Source organism: Caulobacter sp. FV1ye13L (genome assembly GCF_058681155.1).
Genome location: NZ_CM178732.1, coordinates 3,226,966 through 3,240,959 on the forward strand (window position 1 = coordinate 3,226,966; position 13,994 = coordinate 3,240,959).

At 67.4% G+C, this 13,994-nt stretch carries 13 protein-coding genes; 6 read left to right on the forward strand and 7 right to left on the reverse strand.

The features are described 5' to 3' along the window. Positions 1–51: 51 nt before the first annotated feature. Positions 52–903, reverse strand: a complete 852-nt coding sequence (gene sseA, locus ACW176_RS15665) for a 3-mercaptopyruvate sulfurtransferase (RefSeq protein ID WP_492109792.1) — start codon at positions 901–903, stop codon at positions 52–54. A gap of 101 nt (positions 904–1,004) precedes the next feature. Continuing rightward, complete coding sequence (locus ACW176_RS15670) at positions 1,005–2,015, reverse strand: cysteine synthase A (RefSeq protein ID WP_492109793.1); 1,011 nt, start codon at positions 2,013–2,015, stop codon at positions 1,005–1,007. A 116-nt stretch (positions 2,016–2,131) separates the two neighbouring features. On the opposite strand from ACW176_RS15670, the gene ACW176_RS15675 reads away from it, so the two are divergent. Further along, positions 2,132–3,673: a cryptochrome/photolyase family protein gene (locus ACW176_RS15675; protein WP_492109794.1), complete on the forward strand. Its 1,542-nt coding sequence runs from the start codon at positions 2,132–2,134 to the stop codon at positions 3,671–3,673. On the opposite strand, the gene ACW176_RS15680 is transcribed toward ACW176_RS15675, so the two are convergent. The 3 genes from ACW176_RS15680 to ACW176_RS15690 all read right to left on the reverse strand — a co-directional run bounded on the left by ACW176_RS15680 (position 3,670) and on the right by ACW176_RS15690 (position 6,758). After that, on the reverse strand, positions 3,670–3,954 hold the full coding sequence (locus ACW176_RS15680; RefSeq protein ID WP_419317080.1) for a hypothetical protein: 285 nt from the start codon (positions 3,952–3,954) through the stop codon (positions 3,670–3,672). The genes ACW176_RS15675 and ACW176_RS15680 overlap by 4 nt on opposite strands. Positions 3,955–4,023: 69 nt before the next feature. After that, positions 4,024–5,259, reverse strand: a complete 1,236-nt coding sequence (locus ACW176_RS15685) for a class I SAM-dependent methyltransferase (RefSeq protein WP_492109795.1) — start codon at positions 5,257–5,259, stop codon at positions 4,024–4,026. A 50-nt stretch (positions 5,260–5,309) separates the two neighbouring features. Next, complete coding sequence (locus ACW176_RS15690) at positions 5,310–6,758, reverse strand: cryptochrome/photolyase family protein (protein WP_492109796.1); 1,449 nt, start codon at positions 6,756–6,758, stop codon at positions 5,310–5,312. Between the two features lie 59 nt (positions 6,759–6,817). Here ACW176_RS15690 and kdsA point away from each other — a divergent pair, with 59 nt between their 5' ends. The 5 genes from kdsA to ACW176_RS15715 all read left to right on the forward strand — a co-directional run bounded on the left by kdsA (position 6,818) and on the right by ACW176_RS15715 (position 12,674). Further along, a complete protein-coding gene (gene kdsA / locus ACW176_RS15695) occupies positions 6,818–7,684 on the forward strand; it encodes a 3-deoxy-8-phosphooctulonate synthase (RefSeq protein ID WP_492109797.1) in 867 nt (288 codons plus the stop codon). Further along, positions 7,681–8,682, forward strand: a complete 1,002-nt coding sequence (gene rfaD, locus ACW176_RS15700) for an ADP-glyceromanno-heptose 6-epimerase (protein WP_492109798.1) — start codon at positions 7,681–7,683, stop codon at positions 8,680–8,682. Before kdsA ends, rfaD begins: the two co-directional genes overlap by 4 nt. Positions 8,683–8,789: 107 nt before the next feature. Continuing rightward, positions 8,790–10,274 (forward strand): OB-fold domain-containing protein, encoded by a 1,485-nt coding sequence (locus ACW176_RS15705; protein ID WP_492109799.1) that lies wholly within the window; start codon positions 8,790–8,792, stop codon positions 10,272–10,274. Positions 10,275–10,285: 11 nt separating this feature from the next. Continuing rightward, the gene (locus ACW176_RS15710) at positions 10,286–11,488 is read left to right on the forward strand and encodes an acetyl-CoA acetyltransferase (RefSeq protein WP_419255338.1); all 1,203 of its coding nucleotides are present in this window, start codon (positions 10,286–10,288) and stop codon (positions 11,486–11,488) included. A gap of 31 nt (positions 11,489–11,519) precedes the next feature. Beyond that, complete coding sequence (locus ACW176_RS15715) at positions 11,520–12,674, forward strand: DUF3089 domain-containing protein (RefSeq protein ID WP_492109800.1); 1,155 nt, start codon at positions 11,520–11,522, stop codon at positions 12,672–12,674. On the opposite strand, the gene ACW176_RS15720 is transcribed toward ACW176_RS15715, so the two are convergent. Both ACW176_RS15720 and ACW176_RS15725 read right to left on the reverse strand, forming a co-directional pair. Then, on the reverse strand, positions 12,641–13,009 hold the full coding sequence (locus tag ACW176_RS15720) for a DUF6285 domain-containing protein (RefSeq protein ID WP_492109801.1): 369 nt from the start codon (positions 13,007–13,009) through the stop codon (positions 12,641–12,643). The two genes, ACW176_RS15715 and ACW176_RS15720, sit on opposite strands and share 34 nt — an antisense overlap. Further along, positions 13,006–13,983, reverse strand: coding sequence for a phosphotransferase family protein (locus ACW176_RS15725; protein ID WP_492109802.1), 978 nt, complete (start codon positions 13,981–13,983; stop codon positions 13,006–13,008). The genes ACW176_RS15720 and ACW176_RS15725 overlap by 4 nt, the downstream gene beginning before the upstream one ends. Positions 13,984–13,994: the final 11 nt, after the last annotated feature.

A 13,994-nucleotide genomic window follows, 5' to 3' on the forward strand; every position in this document is an offset into this window, starting at 1 on the left:
AACGCGGCGGACGGTCGTGGTTTAGGCCGGGTTGGTCGCAGCGCCAAGGCGTCAGGCGGGGCCGGTGACGACCGGGGTATCCTCAAGCCCGCCCCATTCGGTCCACGAGCCGTCATAGACGGCGGCGCGCGGATGGCCCAGGCGGGCCAGGGCCAGGGCGACAACCGAGGCCGTGATGCCTGAGCCGCAGGTCGCGGCGACCGGCTTGGCGACATCGACGCCGGCGGCGGCGAAGACGGCCGCCAGCCTGTCGGCGGACAGCATCGTGCCGTCGGGGGCCAGCATGTCGCCCAGCGGGATATTGCGCGAACCGGGGATGTGACCGCCGCGCAGGCCGGCGCGGGGCTCGGGCGTCTCGCCGGTGAAACGGCCGGCGGGGCGTGCGTCGACCACCTGCTCGCGGCCGGTCTCGAGGTTGCGCTTCATCTGCTGGGCCGTACGGACGATGTCGGCCTGATAGCGGGAGGTGAAGTGGCGCTCCTGCGGCAGGGCGGGGCCGTCCTCGATCGGGTGACCTTCGGCGATCCACTTGGGGAGGCCGCCGTCCAGCACCACGACGTCCTCATGGCCCATGGCCCGGAAGGTCCACCAGACGCGGGCGGCGGGCAGGATCCCCAGGCTGTCATAGACGACGATGCGTGACCCATCGCCCAGGCCCAGCTTGCGGACCCGCGAGGCGAACTTGATGGGGCTGGGCAGCATGTGCGGCAGGGGCGAGGTCTCGTCGGAGATCTCGTCGATATCGAAGAACACCGCGCCGGGGATGTGGGCCAGGAGGAACTCTTCCTTCGGATCGCGTGGCGTGCCCGGCATGAACCACGAGGCGTCGACGATGCGCACGTCGGGCGCTTCGAGGTGATCGCGCAGCCAGGCGGTCGAGACGAGAGGATCTTGCAGGGTCATGGCTGCGCCTTTCGGGGTCTGACTCGCCCCTGATTGAGGTCGGGCAGGATCGCGGGATCTGGCAGGATGGGCAAGCCGACTCCGACCCTTAAGCGCCTCTTCTACATCCAGCCCGGCGTCGGCAGGCCCTTCTCGGCGAGGAAGGCCGGATTGAACAGCTTGCTCTGATAGCGTGAGCCATGGTCGCACAGGATGGTCACGATGGTGTGGCCTGGGCCCATCACCCTGGCCAGTTCAACGGCGCCGGCGACGTTGATCCCGGCCGAGCCGCCCAGGCACAGGCCCTCGTGCTCGACCAGCTCGAAGACGACCCTGAGCATGTCCTCGTCGCTGATCCGGAAGGGGTGATCGACCACCAGGCCGTCCAGATTGGCGGTGACGCGGCCCTGGCCGATGCCCTCGCTGATCGAGGTTCCCTCCGACTTCAGTTCGCCGTCCCTGTACCAGCTGTAGAGGGACGCGCCGTGCGGGTCGGCCAGGCCGATCTTCACCGAGGGCTTGCGCTCGCGCAGCGCCTGGGCGACGCCGGCCAGGGTGCCGCCCGAGCCGACGGCGCAGATGAAGCCATCCACCTTACCGTCTGTTTGTTCGAAGATTTCCGGCCCGGTGGTCAGGTAGTGCGCCTGGCGATTGGCGACATTGTCGAACTGGTTGGCCCAGATCACGCCATTGGGCTCGGTCTTGGCAAGTTCCTCCGCCAAGCGCCCGGAATAGCGGACATAGTTGTCGGGGTTTGAATAGGGAACGGCGTCCACCTCGACCAGCTGGGCGCCCAGCAGGCGGATGGCGTCCTTCTTCTCCTGGCTCTGGGTGCGCGGGATGACGATGGTCGTTTTGTAGCCCAGGGCCGAGGCGACCATGGCCAGGCCGATGCCGGTGTTTCCCGCCGTGCCCTCGACGATCCGGCCGCCGGGCTTGAGCAGCCCTCGCGCCTCGGCGTCGCGGATGATGCCCAGGGCGGCGCGGTCCTTGACCGACTGGCCGGGGTTCATGAACTCGGCCTTGCCCAGGATTTCGCAGCCCGTCGCCTCGCTGGCGCGGTTCAGGCGGATGAGGGGCGTATTGCCGATGGCGTCCAGAACACTGGGGGAGACGCTGGCTTTGAAGGTCATGTGCGCGGATCGGTAAAGCTGAGGGCTGCGGGGCGGAGCGATCATGGTAGATCGTGTCGCGGCGACCCGACGCAAGCCCAGTTTTCCTGAAGGTCGGGACGAAGGATGAGCAAGGCGTGACAGATCAGGGACAGGGCGTGCTGCGGCTGGTGCTGGGCGATCAGCTGAGCGACGGTCTTTCCGCCCTGGCCGGGCTGGATCCCGAGCGCGATCTCGTCCTGATGACCGAGTCGGTGGCCGAGGCCACCGCGTGGAAACATCACAAGCAGAAGCTGGTTCTGGTCTGGTCGGCGATGCGCCAGTTCGCCCAGCGCCTGCGGGACCGGGGCGTGCGGGTTCGCTATGTCAGGCTGGACGATCCGGCCAACACCGGCTCGATCGGTGGCGAGATCGCCCGCGCCCTGGCCGAGGAGCCCCTGGGCCGGGTGATCCGCACAGCCTGTGGCAAGTGGGGGCTGGAAGACCATCTGCTGACCCTGGCCCAGACCCTGCCGGTTGCGATGGAAACCCGCGAGGACGACCGCTTCCTTTGCTCACGCCAGCGCTTTAACGCCTGGGCGGAGGGGCGCAAGGAACTGCGGATGGAGTATTTCTACCGCGAGATGCGCCGCGCCACGGGCCTGCTGATGGACGGCGACAAGCCGGTCGGCGGACAGTGGAACTTCGACGCCGAAAACCGCAAGAAGCTGCCGGCCGGGGTGCGACCGCCAGAGCGGCTGCGTACGACGCCCAATGCCACGACGCGCGAGGTTATGGCCATGGTCGGGGCGGGGTTCGAGGACCATTTCGGCCGTGTCGACACCTTCGCCTGGCCGACCAATCCCGAGGAAGCCGAAGCGATCCTCGACCACTTCTTCGACGACATGCTGGCGGGCTTTGGCGACTGGCAGGACGCCATGAGCTGGCAGCGGCCGTTCCTGTGGCACAGCCTGATCTCGCCGGCCCTCAATATCGGCCTGCTGGACCCGCTGACCATTTGCCGGCGCGCCGAGGCGGCCTATCGGGCCGGGAAGGCGCCGCTGAATGCGGTCGAGGGCTTCATCCGCCAGATCCTGGGCTGGCGTGAATTCGTGCGCGGCGTCTACTGGCTGAAGATGCCGGAATACGCCCTGCGCAACGCCCTGGACGCCCAGGGCAAGCTGCCGTGGTTCTACTGGACCGGAAAAACCGACATGGCCTGCGTCGCCGACGCCGTGACCGCCGCGCGCGATCACGCCTATGCCCACCACATCCAGCGGCTGATGGTCACCGGCAATCTCGCCATGCTGCTGGGCGTCCACCCGGACGCGGTCGACGACTGGTACATGGTGGTGTTCGCCGACGCCTATGAGTGGGTCGAGATGCCCAATACGCGCGGCATGGCCACCTTCGCCGATGGCGGCATCGTGGGCTCAAAGCCTTATGCGGCCAGCGGCGCCTATATCGACCGGATGAGCGACTACTGCAAAGGCTGTCGCTATGACCTCAAGGATCGCAACGGCGATAATGCTTGCCCGTTCAACGCCTTGTACTGGGATTTTATCGACAGGCATGAAGCCCGGCTGGCCGGCCTGGGCCGCATGATGATGCCGCTCAAGACCCTGTCGAAAATGCCCGATGCCGAACGGGCGGCCTTCCGCGCCAAGGCGGCGGCCACCCGCAAGGCGATGGGGGTCTAGCTCGGGCTGGCGTGGGTCTCGATGACGTTCAGCAGGGCCAGCGGCCCGCCGGCGGTCGTGGCGGCGCACCAGACATTGTGCAGCCCCTCGACCTCGACCAGGCGGTTTTCGACGGCATCGACCATGATGCCCTCAGCGATGTCGGACGACACCTCGCCCAGCAGTTGCTCTTCCTGCAGTTCGCCGCACCAGGCGGTGACGGCGTCAACCGGCGTGGCGGCGTCGAACTGGCTGATATAGGTGCCGCCGTGGAAGTCCAGGACCATGGTGTAGAGGTTCATTCGAACGCGACCTCGCTGTGCTTTTGATCATTTACGCACACCAGAGGTCGTGAGGCGAAGGCCAAACGTCTAGGCCCGGCTCAGGCCCAGCTGGATCACATTCGTGCGTTCGGTGCGGAAGCCGGCCTCGCAATAGCTGAGATAGAACCGCCACAGCCGCCGGAAGCGTTCGTCAAAGCCCAGCTTGATGATCTCGTCCCACGCCGCCTCGAAACGGAGGGCCCATTCCGCCAGGGTTTCGGCATAGTCCTGGCCAAAGCGGCTGACCTCACGCCACTCCAGCCCAGCACGGATCGTCTCGGCTCTCAGGCGCGTCTCGCTGGGCAGCATGCCGCCCGGGAAGATGTAGCGCTGGATGAAGTCGGTATGGGTCCGGTAGTGCTCGAACAGCTCGTCGCGGATGGTGATGATCTGCAGACCGGCGCGGCCGCCGGGGCTCAGCACCTGATGGATCTTGCTAAAATAGGTCGGCCAGTATTCCTCGCCGACGGCCTCGAACATCTCGATCGAGGCGACTCGGTCGAAGCGTCCCTGCACATCGCGATAGTCGATCAGCTGGATGTCGGCCTTTTCGGCCAGGCCCAGATCGAACAGACGCTTGCGGGCAAAGTCGTGCTGGGCGGGCGAGATGGTGATGCCGGTGACGTGCGCGCCGACCTCCTTGGCCGCGAACTCGGCGAAGCCGCCCCAGCCGCAGCCGATCTCCAGAACGCTCTGGCCGGTCTGCAGGTCGAGGGTCCGCGCCAGGGCCGCGTACTTGGCGCGCTGGCCGTCCGCCAGCGTCTGGCCGGGCTGGTCGTAGAGCGCCGACGAGTAGGTCATGCTGGAGTCCAGCCAGCGGGAATAGAAGGCGTTGCCCAGGTCGTAGTGGGCGTGGATATTCTTCTTCGAACCTCGGCGATCATTGCGATTGAACAGGTGAAAGAGGGCGTTGATCGCCCGCATCACGATATTGCCCTCGACCAGGTCATGCAGGCGGTCGAAGTTCAGCGAGAAGGCCTCCAGCACGGTGGAGAGATCGGGCGTGTCCCACTCGCCGGCGATGAAGCCTTCGGCGAAACCGATATCGCCCGAGGCTAGGGCGCGGCGCACGAAGCGATAGTCGTGAATCTGGATCACCGCCCGGGGCCCGGGCGTCTTGCCTTCGATGTCGAACCGCTTGCCCGAGGGCAGGATGAAGCTGAGGGAGCCCGCCGCCCAGTTCTCGGCCGCAACGCGCAGGGCCGTCCGGAACGCGCCGGGGGCGCGCCGCAGGTCGGGGTCATTCCAGAGCGCTGTGTCCGAATAGGTCATGGCGGTCCGCATGCGGTCTCCTGGGCAGTAAACGCTCTTGGGACCGTCCTCGCAAATCCGTCCTAGTCTCCCTTGAGACTTTGATAGGCGGCCAGGGCGCGTTGCCGCGCCTGGGCGTGATCCACGACCGGTCGCGAGTATGTACGCTTGGCGGCAGGGGTAAGATGCGTCGCCGCCGTCCACGGGCTGTGGATAACCTTGTCCGGCAGATTGCTCAGCTCGGGAACCCAGCGTCGGACATAGACCCCCCGCGGATCAAACTTCTCGCCCTGGGTGATGGGATTGAAGATCCGGAAATAGGGCGCGGCGTCCGCGCCGCTGCCGGCGGTCCACTGCCAGTTGCCGACATTGTTGGCCAGATCGGCGTCCAGCAGCGTGTCCCAGAACCAGGCCTCGCCCTGTCGCCAGTCGATCAGCAGGTGCTTGATCAGGAACGAGGCCACAATCATCCGCACGCGATTGTGCATGAAGCCGGTGGCCCACAGCTCGCGCATGCCGGCGTCGACGATCGGATAGCCCGTCCGTCCACCGGTCCAGGCGGCGAAAGCTGCGTCGTCGCGGTTCCAGGGGAAGGCGTCGAACTCGGGCCTGAAGTTGGCGGTTGTGATGTCTGGTCGATGGAACAGGATCGAGTGGTTGAACTCTCGCCAGCCCACCTCCGACAGGAACTTGTCGGCCTGGGCGACGGGAATGTTTCCCGCAGCCGCCTCGGCCCGGGTGGCCACCCAGATCTGCCGGGGCCCGATCTCGCCGAAATGCAGGTGCGGCGACAGCAGGGAGGTCACCTCGACCCCGGGGATGTCGCGCTTGTCGGCATAGTCCTGGATCTTCGAGCTCAGGAACGTCGACAGACGATCGGCCGCGCCGGCCTCGCCGGGCCACCACATCGAGAAACCGCCCGACCAGTCAGGCCGGGTCGGATGCAGGCCCCAGTCCGGCAGTCGGTCGCTGGACGGCGATGCGGCGGGCGAGGGTAGGGCAACGGGCGCCGGCGTCACATGCACCTGGCCGATATGCTCGCGCGCCGCCCGCCAATAGGGCGTGAACACCTTGTAGCCCTCGCCGGAGCCGTTCTTCACGGTCCAGGGCTCGTTGAGCAGGCTGGCGTTGAAGCTCTCGCAGGCCAGTCCTCGTCCGCGCAGGTCGGCCTTGATCGCGGCGTCGCGGTCGATGCTGGCCTTGTCGTATAGCCTGTTCCAGACCACGCCCGCCGCGCCGGTCTCGGCGATCAGGTCATCCAGAACCTCGGCCGCCGCGCCGCGCCGCAGGATCAGCCTGCCGCCGCGCTGGTCGATATCGGCGCCCAGGGCGCTGAGCGACTTGTCCAGCCACCACAGCGACGCTGCGCCCATGGGGCGAACGCCCGGCGTTTCATCCAGAATATAGAGCGGAATGACCGCCCGGCCCGTCGCAAGCGCCGCGTCCAGGGCTGGATTGTCGGTCAGGCGCAGGTCCTTGCGAAGCCACACCAGGATCGGTCCGTCGCCGTCCATGTCGATCCGCACTTGCACCGTCCCGCTTCTGAGGCCACCTGTCTGACCTGAAATCACCACTCGCCGGAAGTCTTGCCTTGAGTCAGCCCCAAGCCGTAGCCCCAAACGCCGTTGTCGAGGTCAAGACCGCGAACGGAAGGCCCGTCCGCATCGGCAATAACGAAAAGCTGTCGATCATCGCCGGCCCCTGCCAGATGGAAAGCCGCCAGCACGCGCTGGAAACGGCCCATGCCCTGAAGGAGATGGCCGACCGCCTGGGCGTCGGCCTGATCTACAAGACCTCCTACGACAAGGCCAACCGCACCTCGGCCAACGCCCAGCGCGGTATCGGGCTGCATGACAGCCTGGCGATCTTCCAGGAGATCCGCGAGGTCACCGGCCTGCCGACCCTGACCGATGTCCACGAGATCAGCCACTGCGCCCCGGTCGCCGAGGCCGTCGACGTGATCCAGATCCCGGCCTTCCTGTGCCGTCAGACCGATCTGCTGGTCGCCGCCGCCAATACGGGCCGCGCGATCAACATCAAGAAGGGCCAGTTCCTGGCCCCGTGGGACATGAAGAACGTCATCGCCAAGGTGACGGGCGCCGGCAATCCCAACGTCATGGCCTGCGAGCGCGGCGTGTCGTTCGGCTACAACACCCTAGTCAGCGACATGCGGTCCCTGCCGATCATGAAGGAGATCGGCTGTCCGGTCGTATTCGACGCCACCCACAGCGTGCAGCAGCCGGGCGGGCTGGGCGGCTCCTCCGGCGGCCAGCGCGAGTTCGTGCCGGTGCTGGCCCGCGCGGCCGTCTCCATCGGCGTGGCCTGCGTGTTCGTGGAAACCCACCCCGATCCCGACAACGCTCCGTCCGACGGTCCCAACATGGTGCCGATGAGCCAGTTCGAGGCCCTGATCGCCAACCTGCTGGACTACGACGCCCTGACCAAGCGGGCGGCATGACCCGGCGGACGGTTCTGGTCACCGGCGGCGCCGGTTTCATCGGCTCCAACATCGTCGCCAAGCTGTGCGAGGATCCGGCCATCGACGTGGTGGTCTGCGACCGCCTGCGCGAGGCCGACAGCGGCAAGTGGCGCAATCTGGCCAAGTCGCCGATCGCCGATTTCGTAGCGCCGGAAGACCTGTTCGCGTGGCTGGCCAAACGGGGCGGCGACGTCGAACTGGTGATCCACATGGGCGCGGTGTCCTCGACCACCGAGCCGGACGCCGACAAGATCATCCAGTCCAACTTCGTGCTGTCACGCGACCTGTGGGACTGGTGCGCCGCGCATGGCCGCCGGCTGATCTACGCGTCTTCGGCGGCGACCTATGGTGACGGTACCCTGGGCTTCGACGGCCAGGACGACATCGAGTCGCTCAAGGCCCTGCGCCCGCTGAACGCCTATGGCTGGTCCAAGGCGCTGTTCGACATCTACGCCGTCCGCGAAGCCGCGCGCGGCCGTGCGCCGCTGCAGTGGGTGGGGCTGAAGTTCTTCAACGTCTATGGTCCCAATGAGGGCCACAAGGGCGGCATGAAGTCGGTGGTCGCCCAGATCTGGCCCAAGGTCGCCGCCGGCGTGGGCGTCAAGCTCTTCAAGTCGCACAATCCCGACTACGAGGACGGCGGTCAGCTGCGCGACTTCGTCTATGTGCGCGACGCGGCCGATGTCGTCGGCTGGCTGGGCGACAATCCGCAGGTCAACGGCGTCTTCAACCTGGGCTCGGGTCAGGCTCGCACCTTCAAGGCCCTGGCCGAGGCGACCTTCCAGGCCGTCGGGCGCCAGCCTGACATCAGCTATGTCGAGATGCCCGAAGTGCTGCGCGGCAAGTATCAGTACTTCACTCAGGCGCGCATGGAACGTCTGCGAGAGGCTGGCTACACCGCGCCGATGACGTCGCTGGAGGACGGGGTGGCGGACTATGTGGCGGGGTATCTGAATACGGATGATCCGTATCGGTAGGGGGCGAATTTTAGGCGCGCAACTGCCGCCACGTCACACTTGCAGCCCCTTTCCGCGAGCGTAATCTAACCGCTGATCAGTCGGAAAAACCGACGAGGGAGCGGAACATGGTCGGCATCGCCGCCTGGGGCGCCTATGCGCCGCGTTTACGTCTGAGCCGCAGGGCGATGGTCGAGGCCAATGCCTGGGTTGCGCCGAACCTGAAGTCCAAGGGCAAGGGCGAGCGCTCGATGGCCAACTGGGACGAGGACGCCCTGACCATGGCGGTCGAGGCGGCTCGTGACGCCTTGGGGTCCGGCGACGACCGCAGCCATGTCGACGCCCTCTACTTCGCCTCCACGACCGCGCCGTTCGCCGACCGGCTGAACGCGGGCGTCGTCTCGGCGGCTCTGACTCTTGAAAAATCGATCACCGCCAGCGACGTCACCGGCTCGCAGCGTTGCGGCCTGACGGCCCTGGCCGACGCCCTGGCGGCGGTGTCCGGCGGCGCGGCGAAGACCGCGCTGGTCGCGGCCGGCGAGCGTCGCAAGGCGCGCGCGGTCTCGGCGCTGGAGCTCGACTGCGGCGATGGCGCGGCAGCCTTTGTGCTCACCGCCGAGGGCGGCGCGGCCGACTTCCTGGGACGCGGCAGCGTCACCGACGATTTCGTCGACCACTTCCGGGGCAATGACGGCGGCTTCGACTATGCGTGGGAAGAGCGCTGGATCCGAGACGAGGGCATCGTCAAGCTGGTCCCGCCGGCCGTGAAGCGCGCGCTGGCTGCTGCGGGCGTCGCGCCCGCGGACGTGGCGCATTTCTGTTTCCCATCGACCTTTTCCGGCATGGCCGCGACCCTGGCCAAGAGCCTGGGCATCCCGGCCGAAGCCGTGCGTGACAACCTCGCCGCGTTGATGGGCGAGGCGGGCAGCGCTCATGGCCCGCTGATGCTGGCCCACGCCCTGGAACAGGCCAAGGCGGGCGAGATCATCGTCGTTTCCCAGTTCGGCCAGGGCGCCGAGGCCCTGGTGTTCCGGGCGACCGGCGCGGCCAACCTCAAGCCGGCGCGCGGCGTGACCGGTTCGCTGGCGGATCGTCAGGAAGAGACCAATTATCTGAAGTTCCTGATGTTCAATGGCCTGGTCGACTGGGACAAGGGCATGCGGGCCGAGAAGGACAACAAGACGGCCCTGACCACCCTCTATCGCAACGAGGACATGATCCTGGGCCTGGTCGGCGGCCGCTGCCGCGAGACCGGCGTCGTGCAGTTCCCGCGCACCCGCATCTCGGTGGCTCCCAACAATCCCGCCGTCGACACCCAGGAGCCGTACCGCTTCGCCGAGCGCAAGGCCTCGGTGCTCAGCTATTCGGCCGACTACCTGACGTTCTCGATGGCCCCGCCCAACCACTACGGCATGATCGTCTTCGAGGGCGGCGGGCGGATCATGATGGACATCACCGACGTGTCGCCCGGCGACGTCGACACGGGCCTGCCGGTCAAGATGGTGTTCCGCATCAAGGACATCGACGAGAAGCGCGGCTTCGTCCGCTATTTCTGGAAGGCCGCGCCGGATCGCTCGGCGGCCTCAGCCCAAACCGCCATAGCGGCGGAATAGGAGAGACGATCATGGCGCAAGGCATCCGTGACAAGGTCGCCATCCTGGGGATGGGCTGCAGCAAGTTCGGCGAGCGTTGGGACTGCGGTCCCGACGATCTGATGGTCGAGGCCTATATCGAGGCCATGAGCGACGCCGGCATCGAGCCCAGCCAGCTGGACGCGGCCTGGTTCTCGACCCATGTCGACGAGATGGGCACCGGCAAGGGCGGCACGCCGATGTCGATCGCCCTGCGCCTGCCCAATATCGCCGTCACCCGGGTGGAGAACTTCTGCGCCTCGGGCTCGGAAGCCTTCCGGGGCGCGGTCTATGCCGTGGCCTCCGGCGCGGCCGATATCGCCATCGCCCTGGGCGTCGAAAAGCTGAAAGACACTGGCTATGGCGGCCTGCCGGTCGCCAATCCCGGCACGCTTATGCCTCAGGTCATGCCCAACGGCTCGGCCCCCGGCAACTTCGCCCAGCTGGCCAGCGCCTATCGCGCCAAGCACGGCGTCTCCAAGGACGACCTCAAGCGCGCCATCGCCCACGTTTCGGTCAAGAGCCACGCCAACGGCGCCAAGAACGCCAAGGCCCACCTGCGCAAGCCGGTCACGGTCGAGCAGGTGCTCAACGCCCCGATGATCGCCGAGCCACTGGGCCTGTTCGACTGCTGCGGCGTGTCGGACGGCGCGGCCTGCGCCATCGTCACCACGCCCGAAATCGCCAAGGCGATGGGCAAGAAGAACCTGACCATGGTCAAGGCCATCCAGCTGTCGGTCTCCAACGGCTATGAGAGCCAGTACAACGGCTGGGACGGCAGCCATTTCCACACGGCCCGCATCGCCGCCGGCAAGGCCTATCGCGAGGCCGGCATCGAGCGGCCGCGCGAGCAGATCTCGATGATCGAGGTCCACGACTGCTTCTCGATCACCGAGCTGGTGACGATGGAGGACCTGTTCATCTCGCCCGAGGGCCAGGGCTGGCGCGACGTGATGGACGGCTTCTACGACGCCGACGGCGGGGTGCCGTGCCAGATCGACGGCGGTCTGAAGTGCTTTGGCCACCCGATCGGCGCCTCGGGCCTGCGGATGCTCTACGAGATGTACCTGCAGCTGCAGGGCCGGGCCGGTGAGCGCCAGCTGAAAGACCCGGTTTTCGGCATGACCCACAATCTGGGCGGCGCGCCGGCCAGCAATGTGTGCTCGGTGGCGATCATAGGGCAGGAGGGGGCTTAAACCTCTTCAAGCCTTGGTGTAACCCAGACTCATGGGTGATCGCTTCAAGGGCTTCAAGCGCTGGATTTTCGCCGGAGCGGTGCTCTTTCTGGGGCTGCTGGTCGCGGCCGCCTTCGTGTGGCGCTACGACATCCTCAGCAACGCGCTCGATCCCAAGGTCCCGTTCCTGACCTATGAGCCGCCGCCGCCACCGCATTATGCCCAGGCCTCGTCCTGGGCGCTGCGGCCCAAGGATCCATCCGGCCCGGCGCCCAAAGACCTGCCGGCCGACGTGTTCTTCGTCCACCCCACCACCTTTGACGGCGGCCAGGACTGGAACGGGGCCATCGACCAGCCCAAGGCCCAGCGGTTCCTGAACCGCGTGGTGCTGCCCAACTATGCCGGGCCGTTCTATCGCGTGGGTCGGGTGTTCGCGCCGCGCTATCGTCAGGCGAGCCTCTACACCTATCTTACCCTGCGCGACGACGCGCGCGAGGCGCGGCGCTTCGCCTATGGCGACGTGCGCGAGGCGTTCCGTCTCTATCTGGCCCGTTACAACAGCGGCCGGCCGTTCATCCTGGTGGGCGTCGAGCAGGGCGGGGCGATGTCCGCCAGGCTGCTGCGCGAGGAGATCGCCGCTGATCCGGCGGTCAAGAAGCGTCTGGTCGCGGCCTATCTGATCGAGACCATCGTCCCGGCCGAGGAATACGGCCTGGTGTCACCCCTGCCGGCCTGCGAGCGGCGCGATCAGGCCGGGTGCGTCGCCGCCTGGGCCTCGGCCCAGGAGGGCGACTTCCAGCGGATCCAGGAGCTGACCCATCGCTCGCTGATCTGGGACTCCGGCGACCAGCTGATCGACCTGAACGACCGCCGGGCGCTGTGCTTCAATCCGCTGCTGGGCGGTGTCAGCCAGGAGCGGGCGCCGGCGCGACTGAACCAGGGCGCGGCCAACGCCACCGGACTGGAGTGGGGCGCTCGGCCGGCCTTCCTGCAGCGCCAGGTCTGGGCCCAGTGCGAGGATGGCCTGCTGCACACCAGTCGACCCAAATCGACGGCCCTGCGCGACGGCGGCTCGTGGGCCGACCGCCGCAAGGTCGACGGGTTCAACTTGTTCTATGCCGACATCGAAGCCGACGCCCAGGGCCGGGTGGCCACCTTCACGGGCAGGCCGGTTCAGTCCGCGAGCAGCGCCTCAAGCCCGCAATAGCCTGGCTGGTCGATGGCGATCCGCGCGATCGCCGTCGCGCGCAGATGGGCCAGCAAGGCCGGCGCGCGCGGATCCAGCGCGCCGGATCGCAGCGCTAGGCAGAGCCTGTGATTGAGGTCGGTGACGTCACCCTCGGCGCCCAGCAGGTCCGACAGTCGCGCGGATTCCTCGTTCTCGGCGGCTTCACCTAGCGCCGCCTCGCGCGCAAGCAGGGCGCGGGCGTTGTCGGCCACCCGGGCCAGAAAGACGCGACGCGCGTCGGCGGGGCCTTCGGCCTCACGGTCGAACAGGGCGAGGGCGGTCTGGAGTTCGCCGGCGGTCGGGCAGGTGATCACGCCATCGTCTCCATCAGCCGGACCAGATCGATCTCGGTTTCGCTGACCCGCCGACCGATCATGGCGCGCTCGATTGAGGGATCGGCGCCGGTCGCGAAGCTGGAATACATCATCAGGCACATGACGCCCCATTTCAGCGAGCCCAGCGCCTGCCAGAACTGCAGTCGCGACAGCGGAATCTCCCGCCCACCGGCCTGGGCATAGCCGTCCAGCAGGGCCTGATAGTCGCCAAAGCCGCCCACCGGCTTGCGCCACTGGCCAAACCGCCAGGAATTGACGCAGATCCAGCCCAGGTCCTCGGCCGGGTCGCCCAGATGGGCCAGTTCCCAGTCCAGCACGCCCACCAGGCCCTGCTCGGGATGGATCATCAGGTTGCCATTGCGAAAATCGCCATGGACCAGCACCGGGGTGACGGGCTCGGGCGCTGTGGCCTCCAGCCAGCGGAAGGCGGCCTCGAAGGTCGGACGCTCGGCCCCATGCTGGCGATAGACCTCTTCATAGCGCGCCAGTTCGCCCCGGGCGTCCGAGGTCGTCAGCGGCGGCAGGCCGTCCAGCCCGGCGCCGTGGATCCGGGCCAGCACCTCGCCGCAGCGGCGCGCCAGATCGGGCCGAACCGCGTCGAAAGCGGCGTCGCGGACGATCCGCTTGCCCAGGGTCTCGCCCTCGAGCCGTCGCATGACGAAAGCCTCGCCCAGGCCATCCTCGGGATCGCAGACACGCTCGACGATCGGAACCGGCGCGCCGGCCCGGCCGGCGGCCACGATCAGGGCGGCCTCATGGGCCAGAGACGCGGCGGTCTCGCGCGGTGGCGCGTTGTCGGGGCGTCGCCGCAGGATCAGGGCCGCGCCATCGTCGAGGTCGAAGGCCCAGGTCTCCAGACTGGCGCCGCCCGAAAGCCGCCGGGCGTTCACCGCCGTGGTCGCGGTCGGCGACAGGCGGGGCGCGAGGCGGGCGAGGGCGGCGGGGATATTCATTTCGTCACGCT